Origin of the sequence: Methylobacterium nigriterrae (assembly GCF_037106235.1) — a bacterium.
GTDB classification, from domain to species: domain Bacteria; phylum Pseudomonadota; class Alphaproteobacteria; order Rhizobiales; family Beijerinckiaceae; genus Methylobacterium; species Methylobacterium nigriterrae.
Genome location: NZ_JBAWTG010000043.1, coordinates 1 through 15,305, shown reverse-complemented (window position 1 = coordinate 15,305; position 15,305 = coordinate 1). Strand labels below are relative to the sequence as shown.

Annotated in this window: 17 protein-coding genes and 1 pseudogene; 9 read left to right on the top strand and 9 right to left on the bottom strand. The window is 70.8% G+C overall.

Annotation, left to right across the window (positions count from 1 at the left end):
* Nucleotides 1-29: 29 nt before the first annotated feature.
* Nucleotides 30-1,331, bottom strand: coding sequence for a PQQ-dependent sugar dehydrogenase (locus tag WDW90_RS20550; RefSeq protein ID WP_336489328.1), 1,302 nt, complete (start codon nucleotides 1,329-1,331; stop codon nucleotides 30-32).
* Nucleotides 1,332-1,656: 325 nt separating this feature from the next.
* Here WDW90_RS20550 and trxA point away from each other — a divergent pair, with 325 nt between their 5' ends.
* Complete coding sequence (gene trxA / locus WDW90_RS20545) at nucleotides 1,657-1,986, top strand: thioredoxin (RefSeq protein WP_336489327.1); 330 nt, start codon at nucleotides 1,657-1,659, stop codon at nucleotides 1,984-1,986.
* 163 nt (nucleotides 1,987-2,149) lie between these two features.
* On the opposite strand, the gene WDW90_RS20540 is transcribed toward trxA, so the two are convergent.
* The 4 genes from WDW90_RS20540 to trpA all read right to left on the bottom strand — a co-directional run bounded on the left by WDW90_RS20540 (nucleotide 2,150) and on the right by trpA (nucleotide 6,432).
* Complete coding sequence (locus WDW90_RS20540) at nucleotides 2,150-3,013, bottom strand: outer membrane protein (protein ID WP_336489326.1); 864 nt, start codon at nucleotides 3,011-3,013, stop codon at nucleotides 2,150-2,152.
* A gap of 241 nt (nucleotides 3,014-3,254) precedes the next feature.
* Nucleotides 3,255-4,580, bottom strand: coding sequence for a bifunctional folylpolyglutamate synthase/dihydrofolate synthase (locus WDW90_RS20535; RefSeq protein WP_336489325.1), 1,326 nt, complete (start codon nucleotides 4,578-4,580; stop codon nucleotides 3,255-3,257).
* A gap of 8 nt (nucleotides 4,581-4,588) precedes the next feature.
* Entirely contained in the window at nucleotides 4,589-5,515 is a 927-nt protein-coding gene (accD, locus tag WDW90_RS20530) for an acetyl-CoA carboxylase, carboxyltransferase subunit beta (protein ID WP_336489324.1), read from the bottom strand.
* Nucleotides 5,516-5,589: 74 nt separating this feature from the next.
* Nucleotides 5,590-6,432, bottom strand: a complete 843-nt coding sequence (gene trpA, locus WDW90_RS20525; RefSeq protein ID WP_336489323.1) for a tryptophan synthase subunit alpha — start codon at nucleotides 6,430-6,432, stop codon at nucleotides 5,590-5,592.
* Nucleotides 6,433-6,801: 369 nt separating this feature from the next.
* On the opposite strand from trpA, the gene crcB reads away from it, so the two are divergent.
* From crcB to WDW90_RS20505, 4 genes are all read left to right on the top strand, one after another.
* Complete coding sequence (crcB, locus tag WDW90_RS20520; RefSeq protein ID WP_336489322.1) at nucleotides 6,802-7,173, top strand: fluoride efflux transporter CrcB; 372 nt, start codon at nucleotides 6,802-6,804, stop codon at nucleotides 7,171-7,173.
* 10 nt (nucleotides 7,174-7,183) lie between these two features.
* Nucleotides 7,184-7,621: an EamA family transporter gene (locus tag WDW90_RS20515; protein WP_336489321.1), complete on the top strand. Its 438-nt coding sequence runs from the start codon at nucleotides 7,184-7,186 to the stop codon at nucleotides 7,619-7,621.
* A 553-nt stretch (nucleotides 7,622-8,174) separates the two neighbouring features.
* Entirely contained in the window at nucleotides 8,175-8,504 is a 330-nt protein-coding gene (locus WDW90_RS20510) for a hypothetical protein (protein ID WP_336489320.1), read from the top strand.
* A gap of 96 nt (nucleotides 8,505-8,600) precedes the next feature.
* The gene (locus WDW90_RS20505) at nucleotides 8,601-8,789 is read left to right on the top strand and encodes a hypothetical protein (RefSeq protein ID WP_336489319.1); all 189 of its coding nucleotides are present in this window, start codon (nucleotides 8,601-8,603) and stop codon (nucleotides 8,787-8,789) included.
* Nucleotides 8,790-8,844: 55 nt separating this feature from the next.
* Here the strand turns inward: WDW90_RS20505 and WDW90_RS20500 are convergent, their stop codons facing one another.
* Nucleotides 8,845-9,696, bottom strand: coding sequence for an FTR1 family protein (locus WDW90_RS20500; protein ID WP_336489318.1), 852 nt, complete (start codon nucleotides 9,694-9,696; stop codon nucleotides 8,845-8,847).
* A 388-nt stretch (nucleotides 9,697-10,084) separates the two neighbouring features.
* Between WDW90_RS20500 and WDW90_RS20495 the strand changes: the two genes are divergently transcribed.
* Together WDW90_RS20495 and WDW90_RS20490 are read left to right on the top strand one after the other, a co-directional pair.
* Nucleotides 10,085-10,336 (top strand): hypothetical protein, encoded by a 252-nt coding sequence (locus tag WDW90_RS20495; protein ID WP_336489317.1) that lies wholly within the window; start codon nucleotides 10,085-10,087, stop codon nucleotides 10,334-10,336.
* A 178-nt stretch (nucleotides 10,337-10,514) separates the two neighbouring features.
* Entirely contained in the window at nucleotides 10,515-10,958 is a 444-nt protein-coding gene (locus WDW90_RS20490) for a hypothetical protein (RefSeq protein WP_336489316.1), read from the top strand.
* On the opposite strand, the gene WDW90_RS20485 is transcribed toward WDW90_RS20490, so the two are convergent.
* Nucleotides 10,939-11,352, bottom strand: coding sequence for a hypothetical protein (locus WDW90_RS20485; protein WP_336489315.1), 414 nt, complete (start codon nucleotides 11,350-11,352; stop codon nucleotides 10,939-10,941). The genes WDW90_RS20490 and WDW90_RS20485 overlap by 20 nt on opposite strands.
* A gap of 105 nt (nucleotides 11,353-11,457) precedes the next feature.
* Here WDW90_RS20485 and WDW90_RS20480 point away from each other — a divergent pair, with 105 nt between their 5' ends.
* Complete coding sequence (locus WDW90_RS20480) at nucleotides 11,458-12,354, top strand: GGDEF domain-containing response regulator (protein WP_336489314.1); 897 nt, start codon at nucleotides 11,458-11,460, stop codon at nucleotides 12,352-12,354.
* A 219-nt stretch (nucleotides 12,355-12,573) separates the two neighbouring features.
* Nucleotides 12,574-13,260, top strand: a complete 687-nt coding sequence (locus WDW90_RS20475; protein ID WP_336489313.1) for a LuxR C-terminal-related transcriptional regulator — start codon at nucleotides 12,574-12,576, stop codon at nucleotides 13,258-13,260.
* Nucleotides 13,261-13,275: 15 nt separating this feature from the next.
* On the opposite strand, the gene WDW90_RS20470 is transcribed toward WDW90_RS20475, so the two are convergent.
* Both WDW90_RS20470 and WDW90_RS20465 read right to left on the bottom strand, forming a co-directional pair.
* Nucleotides 13,276-14,691 (bottom strand): cytochrome ubiquinol oxidase subunit I, encoded by a 1,416-nt coding sequence (locus WDW90_RS20470; protein ID WP_336489312.1) that lies wholly within the window; start codon nucleotides 14,689-14,691, stop codon nucleotides 13,276-13,278.
* A gap of 103 nt (nucleotides 14,692-14,794) precedes the next feature.
* Nucleotides 14,795-15,305: pseudogene (locus WDW90_RS20465) on the bottom strand (DNA topoisomerase IB); the annotation flags it as partial.

Here is a 15,305-nt window from a genome sequence, read left to right as displayed (position 1 = left end):
CAGCCGCTGCCACTTTCTCGCAGCATGCTCTAGCCCTGCTTGTCCTTCGGGGTCAGCTTCAGGATCTTCCCGTCCTGCTCGTCGGTGACGGCGTAGACCGCTCCGTCCGGGCCCACCTTCACGTCGCGGATGCGCGCGTGGAGCGGGATGCGCTCCTCGGTCACGACCTTGTCGCCGTCGAGCTTGAGCGCGACGAGGCCGTTGCTGACGAGGCCGCCGATCAGGAAGGCGTCCTTCCAGGCCGGGAACAGGGGGCCGGTGTAGAGGGCGAGGCTCGACGGGCCGATCACCGGGTCCCAGTAATAGACCGGCTGCACGGTGCCGCCCGCCTGGGTGATGCCCTCGCCGATCTTCTCGCCCGAATATTCGAGGCCGTAGCTCACCAGCGGCCAGCCGTAGTTCAGACCGGGCCGCAGCCGGTTGAGCTCGTCGCCGCCGCGCGGCCCGTGCTCCACCGTCCAGAGCCGTCCCTGGCCGTCGAGGGCCGCGCCCTGCACGTTGCGGTGCCCATAGGACCAGATCTCGTGGCGGGCCTTGTCGCTGCCCGAGAAGGGATTGTCCTTGGGCGCGTTGCCGTCCGTGTCGATTCGGAAGACCTTGCCGAGGCCGCTCGCGAGGTCCTGCGCCTGGCCGCGGGTCTGCTTGTCGGAGCGCTCGCCGACCGTGACGAACAGCTTGCCGTCCGGCGCGAAGACGAGGCGCGAGCCGAAATGCTTGCCGCCGTCGTAGGTCGGCATCTGCCGAAAGATCACCTTGAGCTCTTCCAGCTTGCCCGAGCCGCCGCTCTCCGTCAGCTTGGCCTTGGCCACGGTCGTGCCGTTGCCCTTGTCGCGGGGCTCGGCATAGCTGAAGTAGACCGTCCGGTCGGAGGCGAAGCTCGGGCTCAGGGCAATGTCGAGGAGGCCGCCCTGGTCGCGCGAGTCGACCTTGGGGACGCCCGCGACCGGCTGCCCCGGCGTGCCGTCCTTGGCGACGATGCGGATCTTGCCGGCCTTCTCGGTCACGATCATGCGCCCGTCCGGCAGGAACTCCATCGCCCAGGGGCTGACGAGACCCTTGGCCACGGTCGCGACGTCGACGTCGGTCGCCTGCGCGGGCTTGGGCGCCCGCGTCTGGTTCGGCAGGAGCGGCTTGTAGGTCGTGTTCGGCGCCTCGGTCTCGGCGGGCCCGGCACCCGTGTTGGCGGAGGGGGCGGTGAAGGCGTCGCCCTCGACCCGGGGGGCCCTCGGCTCGGGGCTTGCCGCGTTCTGCGCGAGGGCCGGCGAGAGAACCGGAAGGCCGAGGCTCAGGCCGGCCACGCTGGCGAGCAGAAGGCGGTGGATGCGTGTCACGTGCGAAACTCCTCCTTGCGGTCCGGGTCGCGAGCCTATCCGGCGGATTCGGCCTGCGACCCGGCCCCTGGGGCGCCGGCAAGCCGGCGCGGGCAACGGCGCGGACTCGTTCGACAGGGACGGCCCGGAGATGGGGCGCGATGGGGCCCGCGGCGAGGCCCCGCTTCGCGAAGTGGCGTTTCGGCGCGGCTCATGCCGCGGCGGCGATGCTGCGCTGCGCCGGCCGCACGGCGCCTTGACCCCGTGCCGCGGCGTCGCCAATTCTGCCGCAATCGCGGGGCGGCACTCCTTCATGATCCACCCGCGAAACCGGAAAGGGACCAAGATGGCGACGGTGAAAGTGACCGACGCGAGCTTCGAGCAGGATGTGTTGCAATCCGCCGAGCCCGTGGTCGTGGATTTCTGGGCGGAATGGTGCGGTCCCTGCCGGCAGATCGGCCCGGCGCTCGAGGAGATCTCCGCGGACCTGCAGGGCCGGGTGAAGATCGCCAAGGTCAACGTCGACGAGAATCCCGGCATCGCCTCGCAATACGGCATCCGGTCGATCCCGACGCTCCTCCTGTTCAAGGGCGGTCAGCGCGTGGACCAGAAGGTCGGCGCCGCGCCGAAGGGCGACCTCTCGCGCTGGATCACCGCGCAGACGGCGAACGCCTGAGACACCTGGCGCGACCCTGCGCTTCGATGCTGACAAGCCCGCCTCTCCGGAGGCGGGCTTTTTCTTGGCGGCCGCATCGTCTCGCCGGCGCAAGCATCCCGAAACGAGAAAAGGCCTGGCTCCGGGGAGCCAGGCCTTCCGGTTTCGAGACCGATATGTCGGCTTAGTAGGTGCCGAACTTGTAGTTCAGACCGGCGCGGACGACCGCGAACTCGGTGTCGTTGCGGCGGCCGACGAAGCCCGGCGCGAAGAAGGACGCGCCGGTGGCGGCGTTGAACGCGAACAGGCCGTTGTTGCGGTTGTTGCGGTCGAGGTTCACGTACAGGCCTTCGACCTTGAACGTCACCGCCGAGGAGCGGAAGAAGTTCAGGAACGAGTCGGTCGGGAGCGCGTACTCGACGCCACCGCCAGCGGCATAGCCCGTGCGGAAATCGTCCGTGGAGTTGTTCGGCAGGCCGAACTGACGGCCGCCGCCCGAGCCGTAGGCGAAGCCGCCGGTGCCGTAGAACAGGACGCGATCGAAGGCGTAGCCGATGCGGCCGCGGACGGTGCCGAAGAAGTCGAGGCTCGACAGGCCGTTCGGGTTCACGAAGGCGATGTTGGCGGCCGGCGCGAAGCCGGGCGTCAGCAGGAAGCGGTTCCGGTTGCGGCCGAAGTCGACGTACTGGGCGTCAGCCTCGATGCCGATCACCAGGCCGGCGCCCGGGGTGAACTGGTAGTTGTAGCCGATCTGGCCACCACCCGAGAAGCCGTCGAGCGAGCGGCTGCCGCCGAACACGGCCTGCGACGGGGCGAGGGGGCCGACGACGAGCGGGCTGCCGGCCGGCAGGTTCACGATCGTGGCGCCGTTCGTGCGCGGGCTGACGTCGAAGCCGTAGCCAGCGTTGAAACCGGCGTAGAAGCCCGTCCAGGTGAAGACCGGAACCGGCGTGAAGACCGGCGGCGCGGCACGGCGCGGCAGGTCGGCGGCCGTGGCGGCCGCGGTGAGGGCCGTAAAGGCCGCAAACGAGGTGAGAAGCTTCTTCACTTTTATGATCCCCAGCATTGTGCCCGATCGAGGGCGAAACTAAGGGATTTTCCACAGTTAAGATGTAGCGCTGAGGACACACAGGCGCGGGCTCTACGCGCTGCTGCACCTTCCGGTGGAAAGCGGGGAGTTCGGTGGAAGGCCGCATTTTGGCGGCGGCGGCCTCTGCCGCCCGGCGCGACGCGCGCATGCGGCACCGGCCTGCCGGGACCCGTCGCCGCGAGCCCCGCGCCGATCCCTCTCAGACCGGCGGCGTGCCGTTGGCGGTCAGCACCGCGCCGGCGAGGTAGAGGGAGCCGCAGATCAGGATCCGCGGCGGCTGCTCGAAGGCGATGTCGCCGACGAGTGTGAGCGCCGCCTCCACGCTCGAAGCGACGCGGGCGCTGAGGCCGACGCTCTCGGCGATCCGCGCGACCTCCTCGGCCGGGCGCGCCGCCATCTGGCCCGCGATCGGCACCGCCACGAGCGCGCGGGCGAGCCCGACGAAGTTGCGCAGGAAGCCCTCGGCGTCCTTGGTGCCGAGGAGCCCGACGATCAGCACCAGGGGCACGTCGCTGCGCTCGCCGAGATCGGCTACCGCCGCCGCGAGGATGCGGCCGCCGTCGATGTTGTGGCCGCCGTCGAGCCAGAGCTCGCCGCCGGCCGGCATCTGCTCGGCGAGGCGGCCGCGGCTCAGCCGCTGCAGGCGGCCCGGCCAGTCGACGTTGCGCAGGCCGGCCTCGAACGCGGCCGTGCCGATGTCGCCGAAGCCCGCCGCCCGCAGGGCCGCGATGGCGGTGCCCGCGTTCGTGAACTGGTGGCGCCCGCTCAAGCGGGGCTTGGGCAGGTCGAACAGGTCGGTCTCGTCCTGGTAGACGAGGCGCCCGCGCTCCTCGTGCACGGAGAAATCCTGGTTGCCGACGCGGATCGGCGTGGCGCCGACGGCTTGCGCGTGCCGGCACAGGACCGTGTCGGCCTCCTGGTAGTCCTGCGCGGCGATCACGGCCGGGCAGCCGCGCTTGAAGATGCCGGCCTTCTCGCCCGCCACCGCCGCGACGGTGTCCCCGAGATACTCGGCATGGTCGCGCCCGATCGGCGTGACGACGGAGGCGGCCGGCTGGTCGATCACGTTCGTGGCGTCGACCCGGCCGCCGAGGCCCACCTCCAGCAGGAGAACGTCCGCGGGCACCTCCGAGAACAGCAGGAGCGCCGCCGCCGTGGTGATCTCGAACACCGTGATCGGATCGCCGCCATTGGCCGCCTCGCAGCGCGCGAAGGCGTCGGCGAGGCGGTCCTCCGGCACGAACTGCCCGCCCCCGATCGCGCCGAGGCGGATCCGCTCGTGGAAGCGCACGAGGTGGGGCGAGGTGTAGACGTGCGCCGACAGCCCTCCCGCCTCCAGGATCGCCCGCATGAAGGCGATGGTGGAGCCCTTGCCGTTGGTGCCCGCCACGTGGATCACCGGGGGCAGGCGGCGTTCGGGATGGTTCAGCTTGGCGAGCAGGCTCTCGATGCGCCCGAGCGACAGGTCGATCGTGCGCGGATGCAGGGCGAGGAAGCGCGCCATCAGCGCGTCGGAGGAATCCATGAGCGGCGTCAGGCGGGTTCGGGCACGGGGGCGGATGCGGGTGCCGCGGCGGGCGCGGCCGCGCGGGCATCGGGCTTGACGTTCATCAGGAGGCCGCACAGCCGCGCGACCGTCTCCTTCAGCGCGTGCCGGTGCACCACCTGATCGACCATGCCGTGCTCGCGCAGGTATTCGGCCCGCTGGAAGCCGTCGGGCAGCTTCTCGCGGATGGTCTGCTCGATGACGCGGGGGCCCGCGAAGCAGATCAGCGCGCCGGGCTCGGCCAGATGCACGTCGCCGAGCATGGCGTAGGAGGCGGTGACGCCGCCCGTCGTCGGGTTCGTCAGCACGACGATGTAGGGGAGCTTCGCCGCGTTGAGGCGGCGCACCGCCACGGTCGTGCGCGGCATCTGCATCAGCGAGAGGATGCCCTCCTGCATGCGGGCGCCGCCCGAGGCCGAGAACAGGATGAAGGGGGTGCGCTTGTCGAGCGCCGTCTCGGCGCCGCGGATGAAGGCCTCGCCCGCCGCCATGCCGAGCGAGCCCGCCATGAAGCCGAATTCCTGCGCGGCGATCGTCATCGGCAGGCCGCCGACCCGCCCGAAGCCGATCTTGAAGGCGTCCGCCATGCCGGTCTTGGCGCGGGCCTCCTTGAGGCGGTCGACGTAGCGCTTCTCGTCGCGGAACTTGAGCGGGTCGGCGGCGACCTCGGGCAGCGGCACGTCGATCCAGGTGCCCTCGTCGAACATCATCCTGAGGCGCGCCTGCGCACTCATCTTCAGATGGTGCTCGGAGCCCGGAATTACCCAGTGATTGCTCTCGACCTCCTTGTGGAACACCATCTGGCCCGTGTCCGGGCACTTGATCCAGAGATTCTCCGGGGTCTCGCGCTTGAACAGGGTCTTGATCTTGGGCCGCACGACCTCCGAGATCCAGTTCATCGGTTCGACTTTCATGGGGTGCCGTCCGTTCCGAGAGCCACCGCTGATGATATCTGATGCGGGGCGCTAACCCGCCAGTGTGGCGGCTCTCAGGCCGCCCGTCCCGCGGAGCGCACGCCCTCGGCGAGTTCGCGCACCAGCGCGGCGACCGCCTCGACCGTGCCGCCCTGCGCGCGCTTCTCGGGATCGAGGCTGCCGTGGAGCGCGTCGACGAGGGCCGAGCCCACCACGACGCCGTCCGCGCCCCGCGCGATCGCGGCCGCGTGCGCGCCGGTCTTGACGCCGAAGCCCACCACGACGGGGAGCTCGGTGTGGCGCCGGATGCGCCCGACCGCCTCCGCCACCCTGCCGAAATCGGGCGTCGCCGTCCCGGTGATGCCCGTGATCGACACGTAGTAGACGAAGCCCGCGGTGTTCGCGAGGACGGCCGGCAGGCGGCGCTCGTCGGTGGTGGGTGTGGCAAGCCGGATGAAGGCGAGGCCCTTCGCGAGCGCCGGCAGGCAGAGCTCGTCGTCCTCCTCCGGCGGCAGGTCGACCACGATGAGCCCGTCGATGCCGGCCTCCACCGCGTCCGCCAGGAAGCGGTCGACCCCGTAGGCGTGGATCGGGTTGTAGTAGCCCATCAGGATCACGGGCGTGCCGCCGTTGCCGGCCCGGAAGCGGCGCACGAGGTCGAGGGTCTTGATCACGTTCTGGCCGGCCTTCAGGGCCCGCAGGCCCGCCGCCTGGATCGCCGGGCCGTCCGCCATCGGGTCGGTGAAGGGCAGGCCGAACTCCACGATGTCGGCGCCCGAACCCGGCAGGGCCTGCAGAACCTTGAGGGAGGTCTCGGGGTCGGGATCGCCCGCCATCACGTAGGTGACGAGGGCGGCGCGGCCCTCCGCCCGGCAGCGGGCGAAGGCGGCGTCGATGCGGTTCGGGCGGTCGGTCATGGCGCGGGCTTCGGCTCGGGCTTGGCCGCGCGGGATCCTCCGCGCGACGTCTGGCGACCGGCTCGCCGGCCGATCGGGGATCAAGAGCCACTCCCGAAACGCCCGCCGCGCCGGCGCGCGGAGCGGGGGCTCCCGGCGGCCGGGCGTCCCGTGAGGGGCTCAAGGCGTCGCGCCTACACCATCGGGACGCGGGCGTGAAGCGATAGCGCGTTCAGACTCGCCCGCGCGACGGGCGAGGGCCCCGAGCGGGTTCATAGGCCCGCCCGGCGCCGCGGGCCGGGCCGAGCGAGATCGTGACGGGCCGCGGGGCTTGATCAGCGCGCCACGGCGCGGGAGATGCTGACCCGTTGCGGGGCCGGAGAATCGCGCGTGCAGAGCTTTCTACTCGTGTTCATCGGGGCGGGTCTCGGCGGGATGGCCCGTCACGGGGTCGGCCTCGCGGCTGCGCGGCTCGGGTCGGGCTTTCCCTACGGCACCATGGGCATCAACATCCTGGGCTCGATCCTGATGGGGGTGTTCACGGGCTGGTTCGCGGCGCGCGGCGCCCCGCTGGCGGCGCGCCTGTTCATCGCCACCGGCATCCTCGGCGGCTTCACCACCTTCTCGTCCTACTCGCTCGAGGCGGTGCTCCTCCTGGAGCGGGGCGAGACCGGCGCGGCGCTCACCTATATCCTCGGCTCAGTCGTGCTCGGCCTCGCCGGCCTGTTCCTCGGCCTCCTCGCGATGCGGGCCATTCTCTGAGGAGGGTGCCGTGGAGCCGCTCCTGCAATCCTGGCGCTTCTGGGCGCTCCTCTCGGCGGCCTTCGCGGCCCTGACGGCGGTCCTCGCCAAGCTCGGCGTCTCGGACGTGCCGTCGGATGTCGCCACCTTCCTGCGCACGCTCGTGATCCTCGGCCTCACGGGCGCGATCCTCGTCGCCTCGGGTCAGGCGCACGGCCTCGCGACGGTGCCCGGGCGCAGCGCCCTCTTCCTCGTCCTCTCGGGGCTAGCGACGGGCGCGTCCTGGCTCTGCTACTTCCGGGCGCTGAGCCTCGGCGAAGCCGCCCGCGTCGCGCCGCTCGACAAGCTCAGCGTCGTGCTGGTGGCGATCTTCGGCGTCGTGTTCCTGGGCGAGCACCTGTCCGGTCCGAACTGGCTCGGCGTCGGCCTCATCGCGGCGGGCGCGGTACTGGTGGCCTACAGGGGCTGAGGATGCCGGGCGCGTCCGCCCTCGCGTGCTGGCCCCGGCGCAGCGGGCGAATCGCGACGGGAGGCGGGACGCGACGCGGGCGGCGGGCTTCGTCACCCACGGCACGAACGAGGCAGCTTCACCCCGAGATCTCGGCGTTCGCCCGACACGGTTCCCGGCCTGTCGTGCGCCGAGCCGCGCGCCCCGCCAGCCGGTAATCGTCTCGCGGGAATGCCTTTTCACGCATGCGTGGAGTCATTCGAAATAAAAGAACCGAAATTTCGGGGATTGTTCGCGATTTATAGTACTTCCAATATTTACCGCAGAGCTTGATTACACATAAAAACATGATCATCACTTGGAGGAAGCGGGCGCATGAAGCCTCCTGGCCGATGCGCCGCCCGCAAGCGATGGAGGCCGGAATGGTACGGGCACTCGACCTGATCCGCGGATGCGCGCGGATCGCGTGGTGGGACGGGTCTTGCCTCGATCTGCGGTTGCACCGACTCGGCGACCTCATCGATTTCATGGCGGCGAGCCCCGAGTTCGCGCCCGACCGCCGGCGAGGCCGGGCATGAGCGACAGGCTCGACCACGTCCCGGATTGCGGCCTGGAGGACGAGCGGCGCCAGGCCGCCCTGGAACAGGCCCTGATCCGGGCCTTCTGGCAGAGCCTCGGGGGACATCCGCTTCCCGTGATGACGGCTCTGGAGGCGGCCGCGCGGGCGGTGGGTCTGCTCTACGGGCAGGTCTCGCAGGCGCATGCGGGGCCGGGCGGCTGCCGCTGCGGCTGGGTCCCGGACCCGGATCGCGACCTGATCATGCTGGAGGCGAACCTCGCCGCCGCCCTGCTGCAGCCGGTGCCGCCGCGCCTCGCCCGGATGCGGGTGGCGGGCCAGGCCTGAGCCCGTCCAGGCGCCGGTTACGCTTCCCTCACGTCTCCCGGCCATCATCGGCGGCGCGCCGCATCCCGGCGCCGCTCATGCGGGAGACTTCTTGCGATGGACGGCTTCTATCGCGGCGTCGAGACGTCGCTGCTCGCCCTCGGCCTCGCGCTCGGCATCGGGGCCTTCGCGGCCTCCGCGCTGCCGCGGGACCGGCCCGTCACGCAGGTCGCCGTGACGCTGCCGATGCTGTCGGTGACGGCGGACGGGCCGCCCGTCCCCGCCCTGCCCGCTCATCTGCGCTGAGGGGCCGATCCGGGCCGGGGTCGAGCCCGCCCCGGATCCCGGAACGGAGCCCGGATCAGGCCTGCGCCGCCTTGGCGCGGGCCGCCTGCGTGCCGGCCGGCTTGGGGGTGGCGCCGGCCGCCTTCCGGTCGTCGCGGCGCAGCCAGTAGAGGCCGAGGCAGGCGATCGCCACGAGCGCCAGCACGCCCTGCACCCCGAGCGCCTCCCAGCTGCCGTTGAAGCCGAGGTCGGTCACGAAGTCGGGCACGCCGTCATTGTGCACGGGGACGATCGTCTGCTCCTGGAATTCCTGGAGCGCCTGGCCAACGAGCCGCAATCCCATCACGAACAGGAAGGCGGAGGTGATCAGGAACATCGGCCGCAGCGGCAGGCGCAGCGCGAGCCACTGCATCGCGACGAAGACCGCCGCCAACACCGCCACGGCGACGCCGAGCCCGGCGAAGAGCGAGCCGTCGAAGCCGTTGCCGGTCTTGGCCAGCGCGTGCAGGAACAGGATCGTCTCGGCGCCCTCCCGGAAGACCGCCAGGAAGGCGATGCCCGCGAGCGACAGTACCGTTCCGGCCCCGAGCGCCCGCTCGGCCATCCGGTTCAGGTCGGCCTGCCAGGCCCGCGGATCCTGCTTCATGAACAGCCAGCCGCTCATGTAGAACATCAGCGCGGCGGCGAGCAGCATCACGGCGGCCTCCACGAGGTCGTTGTGGTTGCCGTCGAAATAGGTCTCGAACACCCAAGCCATGCCGAGGCTCGCCAGCGCCGCGGCCGCGGCGCCCGCGTAGAGCGGCGTGATCTTCTCGGACGCGCCGGCCCGGCGCAGGAAGGCGGCGAGCGCCGCGATCACCAGAAGCGCTTCCAGGCCCTCACGAAACAGGATCGTGAAGGCCTGGACGAACGTCGACCCGTCCGCCATCGAGGTTCTCCAGTTTGGAAGCGTTCAAATCAGGCGCGGGCATGATCAACGCCGTCCGATTGAAGCTTAGAAATGTTCTTAAGAAGGTTCTTTCCCGAGCAAGATCTGGGGTGACCCTCGGATCTGCTTTGCGGACCCTGCCTATTATCATGTCCGGCCGCCGGCAAGTCCCTGGCGCGCGGCGCGGCGCCGCGACGCGGAGCGGCGAGCCGCTCCGCCCGGCACGGCGCCCGCCGACCCCGATCACACCGGCGTGAACGAGCACCGGAAAGTCCTGCAACCGAATCACGGTGTCGTGAATTACACACCCAGATACGAAGCCGTACGCCCCTGTACGATCCCCAAGACTCCGATGACGCGTCCGTGATGGGCGTGCGGGCAGGTTGACATGCTGCTGAAAACCGCTGCGGCCACGCTCACGGTCGCGACCTCTCTGTCGATCGGCCTGCTCTCCGGCGCCTCGGCCGCACCCGCGACGGAGCACGCGCCGACCCGGGTCGCCGATGCGGGGCAGGCCATGCCCGCCGTCGCCGGCGTCTCGGACGGGGAGGACGAGGCCAGCACCTGCAGCCGCTCGCGCCGACGCCTCTGGGTGGAGGGCGAGGGCTGGATCGTGCGCCGGGTCACGACCTGCCGCTGACCGGCGGCCGCCGCCGACCCGGCCCCACCCCCGCGCCCGCCGCGGGGTTTTCATGTGAATGAGCCCGGATCGGGGCGGCTTACGCACTCTGCGCGGCTGGCGGCGGCCCCGCACGCGGAACGAGTCTGCGGCGCGCGGGGTTCAACCGGATCGTCGGTTCGTGTCGGAGCGTTGCAACATGTCCCCAGGCCTCGGACGTCTCGCGAGTTCCCTCATAGCGCTCACCCTGTGCGCCGCCGGGCCGGCCGGGGCGCAGACCCTCGCCCGGGATCTCGCCTACACGGGCGGCCCGGGGCCGGCCTACGGATACGGCTTCGCCGACGCGGCGGTCAGCGGCGCCTATATCGGCGCGCCGCTGACGCGGTTCCCCTCCCCGCGCGAGATCGTCCCGCCGGCCTGGGGCTACGGCACCTACGGCGTGCCGACGATCTCGGGCGTCCAGCGCGCGCCGATCGGCGAGCCGACCGTCTACGTGATCGACAGCCCGGCCGCCCGCCCCCGCAAGCCCGGGAAGGCGCGCATCCTCTCGCGCGACGCCTCCGGACGCTGGTCGCAGCTCGATTCCGGGCCCGCCTACGCGGGCGGCGCCCGCGTCATCCCGGTCACGGTGCCGCGCCGCTGACCGGATCGGCCCCGGCGAGGCTCGCGAACCACGCCGCGTACGGCGTGCTGCGCGCGAGGCGCCGGTTGTAGTCGGGCGCCCCGTCGTTCCACCAGACCGGCCCGCGCTCTCCGAGCGCGACCTTGGCCGCGTCGACGACACCGCGCGCCGCGGCGAGCGAGGCCGCCGCCCCAGGCAGGCCCGCGCGCCCGGCCGCCTTGGCGGCCCTGACGGCCCGGCGGGCGCCCATCAGTTCGGCGACCAAGCAGGCACGCCGCTCCTCGGGCAGGCCGGGATCGGCCCGGCGCCAGAGCCGGCCGCGCACCACGAAGTAGCGGCAGTCCGGCGTGACCGGATAGAGTCCGCCGCGCGACGACGCCCTCGTGCGGCCGGCCGGCTTCTCAGCATCCGCCAAGTCGACACCCTGTCCTGCTGGCGCGGCCCGCCCGGCTTTCGCGACACATTAAGGTTTCGCACGCATCATCCCGCGACTCGTTCGGACCGCGCGGAAGCCTGACCCATGCATATCATGATCGTCGATTCGAGCCGGGTGGTGCTGAAGATCATCGCGGCCCTGCTCGAACCGCGCGGCCACACGATCAATGCCTTCACGGATTCGGCGGAAGCGCTGGATTTCCTGAACAACACGCCCTCGGTGCGGGTCCTGATCACGAGCCTCGAGGTGCGGCCGATCAGCGGGCTCGAACTGTGCTGGTCGGCCCGGCTGCTCGCGGAGGCGCGCCGCCCGCTCTACGTCGTCACGATGTCCTCGGCCCGCAATGCCCGCAACCTCGCCGAGGCCCTCGACAGCGGCGCCGACGACTTCATCGAGAAGCCGCCGGGCGCCGAGGAGCTGCACGCGCGGCTGCGCGCCGCCGAGCGCCTGACCACCATGCAGGAGGAGCTGATCCGCCTCGCCGAGACCGACCCGCTCACCGGTCTCCTCAATCGCCGCGCCTTCTTCGCCCGGGCCCGGGATGCCGCGGAGCGCGTCGGCAATCACGGCCGGATGGGCGCGATCCTCGTCGACATCGATCACTTCAAGCGCATCAACGACGAGCACGGCCACGATGTCGGCGATTCGGCGATCCAGGCGGTCGCGCGCATGCTGGGGCAGGAGGGCGTGGTCGGGCGCCTCGGCGGCGAGGAATTCGCGGTCCTGCTGCCCAGCCGGTCGCTCGACGAGGCCGAGGCCCATGCCGGCCGCCTGCGCCTGCTCGCCCGGGACCTGCGCATCCGGGGCACGCGGGGGCCCGTGCGCCTCACCTGCAGCTTCGGCGTGAGCGAGTGGTCGGAGGGCGAGACGATCGAGGGCCTCCTGAAGCGCGCCGACATCGCCCTCTACGAGGCCAAGACCACGGGGCGCGACCGCGTCGTCTCCGCCGCCACCGACCTGATCCTGGCACGGACCGCCTGAACCGGGGGCGCCGGCAGCGATCTGGCGCGAATCGGTACAGCGATCGTTAACGGGCCTGTCCCCGGCCGGGACAATCGGCGTGGTGAAGATCGCCTCAACGGCGGCTTTCAGGCGATTTACCTTACCGAACGCCGACTAAATCCTTGGAACGACTCTTGAAACTTCTCTCGCAAGCTCGGTCGGTCTGTTCCGTGCCGAGAACAAGAGGGGTGTTTCGGCATGAGTCGAGCCGTGGGAGTACTTGTTCTGGACGAGCCGCAGGGTTTCTGTCCGACATTTCGCGCAACGCTGGAGCACCTGCCGGCCCTGCAGACGATCGGCGAGACCGGCCTGACGCAGGAGGCGGCCGCCGGCGCGATCGCGCTGGTCTTCGTCGACGAGAGGCGCCTCGAGGACGGGGTCGCGCGCCTGGCCGGGCTCAAGGAGCGCTGGCCCTCGCTGCGCATCCTCGTGCCGTTCGGCGCCCTGACGGCCGCGGACCTGCGCCGCCTCATCGCGGCCGGCGCCGATGCGTTCGTGGGCCGCCAGGCCGCGCCCCGCGACATCTGCACGGCGATCCTGGCGCTCGCGGAGGGCACCGGCCACCTCACGGGCGCGCCGGATCCGGGCCCGGCGGCGACCGAGACCGGCGACGGCCTCGGCCTGACCCCGCGCGAGGCCGAGGTCCTGCGCTTCCTCAGCGCCGGCTTCAGCAACAAGGAGGTCGCGCGCCGGCTCTCCCTCAGCGTGCGCACGGTCGAGACCCACCGACTCAACCTGCGGCGCAAGACCCAGACGGGCCGTCTCAAGGATCTCGTCTCCCTCGCCCGCCAGCTCGGCCTCGCCCCGGTCCTCGAATCCGAGCCGACGCGCCGGAGCGAGGCGGGTGTCCGCCGCCCTACGCAGAGCGGGGCCGCGCACCATTGAGGCGCCGGCCCCGGCTCAAGCCGGATTCGGCTTGAGATCCTCGTTGACGGCCGAGAGCGGACGCTTGGGCTTGCGGGCGATGTCGTCGCCCCGCAGCGCCTCCTCCAGCGGTTCGGGACCTTTGCGCAGGAGCTTGGCGAGGTAGTAGCTGCCGAAGCCGAAGATGATCGCGTAGGCGATCAGGAAGGCGACGAGCGAGGTTGTCACGGCCTGGGCGGTGAGCGGTGAATGCGCGTCCGCCGTGCGCAGCTGCCCGTAGACGATGTAGGGCTGGCGACCGATCTCGGCCGTGAACCAGCCGAACAGGACGGCGCCGAAGCCGGAAGGCGTCATCAGCATGGCGCAGGTGAGGAAGAGGCGGTTCGTGAAGAGCGTGCCGCGCCATCGCAGCACAACGCTCCACAGGCTCAGGCCCAGCATGGCGACGCCGATCGCCACCATGATGCGGAACGCGTAGAAGACCGGCCAGACCGGGGGCCGCTCGTCGGGCTTCACGTCCTTCAGCCCCGGCACGACGCCCGAGAAGTCGTGCGTGAGGATGAAGCTGCCGAGCCTCGGGATGCCGATCTCGAAGTCGTTGCGCTCCTCCTTCTCGTTCGGGATCGCGAACAGGAGGAGCGGCATGTCCTTCTGTGTCTCCCAGTTCGCCTCGATCGCCGCGAGTTTGGTCGGCTGCAGCTTCAGCACGGCGAGCCCGTGCGCGTCGCCGATGAAGATCTGGATCGGCGTGCAGATCACCGCGAACCACAGGGCCATCGACAGGGAGAGCCGGGCGCCCGCCACCTTCTCGGGCGGCTCCTTGCGGGCGCGCAGGATCATCCAGGCCGACATGCCGGCCACCGCGAAGGCGGTCGTGAGGTAGCAGCCCAGCACCATGTGAGCGTAGCGGATCGGGAAGGACGGGTTGAAGATCACCTTCAGCCAGTCGGTGGCGATGGCGCGGCCGTTCTCGACCACGAAGCCCGCGGGCGTCTGCATCCAGGAATTCGCCGACAGAATCCAGAAGGCAGAGACCAGGGTGCCCAGCGCCACCATGCAGGTCGAGACGAAGTGGAGCCGGTCCCCGACCCGCTCCCAGCCGAACAGCATGATCCCGAGGAAGCCCGCCTCCAGGAAGAAGGCCGTGATGACCTCGTACTGGATCAGCGGCCCGAGCACGTTGCCGGTGAAGTCGGAGTAGCGCGACCAGTTCGTGCCGAGCTGGTAGCTCATCACGATGCCCGAGACGACGCCGAGCCCGAAGGACACCGCGAAGACCTTCACCCAGAACCGGTACAGGTTCCGGTACATCGGATCGCCGGTCCAGAGCCACTGCGCCTCAAGGCGCGCCAGGAAGCTCGCGAGCCCGATCGTGAAGGCCGGGAAGATGATGTGGAAGGCCATCGTGAAGCCGAACTGGATGCGCGAGAGCAGGAGCGCGTCGACTTCCATGGTCCGTATCCCTCAGCCTGCGCCGTTTGCCGGCCGTCAGGACGGAATTTAACTCTTAACTCCGTTCCAAACTCAAGGCCCGGGAAGGTCGCGTGCCGACACCTCACGGAGCCGAGGCGGAGGCCCCGCCACGGTCGGGCCGGCCTTGCGCGCCCTTGCGGGGCGACGGCCTGGGGCGCGCGGAACCGGGCGCCCGTCCTCCCGTCCGGCCCCTGCGCGCCGGCTTCGGGGCGGATTCCGCCGCCTCCAGGCGCTTCTGCAGCAGGCTCAGCACGGCGGCCTCCTCGGGGCGGAGCCGGCTCAGATCCGCGCAGAGCTCCGTCTCGACGGCATCCTTGAGGTTCGACAGGAGATCTCCCTCGAGGTACCCGTCGAGGATCTGCGGGTGGATGTAGCACTTGCGGCAGATGGTTGGCGTGTTCCCGAGCCGGCTCGCCACCCCCTCGATCGCCGCCCGGATGTTCTTCTTGGCCTTGGCCTCGCTGTCGAAGGCCTCGAATTCCCGCAGGGCGAGAGCGGCCAGCACCGTGCCGGCCCAGGTCCGAAAATCCTTGGCGGTGATGTCCTGGCCCGTGATCTCGCGCAGGTAGGCATTCACGTCGGCCGAGGTGACG

Excerpts from the sequence above, each read along its gene's own strand:
- trxA (WP_336489327.1), top strand. The coding sequence starts at position 1,657 with ATGGCGACGGTGAAAGTGACCGACGCGAGCTTCGAGCAGGATGTGTTG.
- WDW90_RS20535 (WP_336489325.1), bottom strand. The coding sequence starts at position 4,580 with ATGGATTCCTCCGACGCGCTGATGGCGCGCTTCCTCGCCCTGCATCCG.
- accD (WP_336489324.1), bottom strand. The coding sequence starts at position 5,515 with ATGAAAGTCGAACCGATGAACTGGATCTCGGAGGTCGTGCGGCCCAAG.
- trpA (WP_336489323.1), bottom strand. The coding sequence starts at position 6,432 with ATGACCGACCGCCCGAACCGCATCGACGCCGCCTTCGCCCGCTGCCGG.
- WDW90_RS20510 (WP_336489320.1), top strand. The coding sequence starts at position 8,175 with ATGAGCGACAGGCTCGACCACGTCCCGGATTGCGGCCTGGAGGACGAG.
- WDW90_RS20505 (WP_336489319.1), top strand. The coding sequence starts at position 8,601 with ATGGACGGCTTCTATCGCGGCGTCGAGACGTCGCTGCTCGCCCTCGGC.
- WDW90_RS20500 (WP_336489318.1), bottom strand. The coding sequence starts at position 9,696 with ATGGCGGACGGGTCGACGTTCGTCCAGGCCTTCACGATCCTGTTTCGT.
- WDW90_RS20495 (WP_336489317.1), top strand. The coding sequence starts at position 10,085 with ATGCTGCTGAAAACCGCTGCGGCCACGCTCACGGTCGCGACCTCTCTG.
- WDW90_RS20490 (WP_336489316.1), top strand. The coding sequence starts at position 10,515 with ATGTCCCCAGGCCTCGGACGTCTCGCGAGTTCCCTCATAGCGCTCACC.
- WDW90_RS20480 (WP_336489314.1), top strand. The coding sequence starts at position 11,458 with ATGCATATCATGATCGTCGATTCGAGCCGGGTGGTGCTGAAGATCATC.
- WDW90_RS20475 (WP_336489313.1), top strand. The coding sequence starts at position 12,574 with ATGAGTCGAGCCGTGGGAGTACTTGTTCTGGACGAGCCGCAGGGTTTC.
- WDW90_RS20470 (WP_336489312.1), bottom strand. The coding sequence starts at position 14,691 with ATGGAAGTCGACGCGCTCCTGCTCTCGCGCATCCAGTTCGGCTTCACG.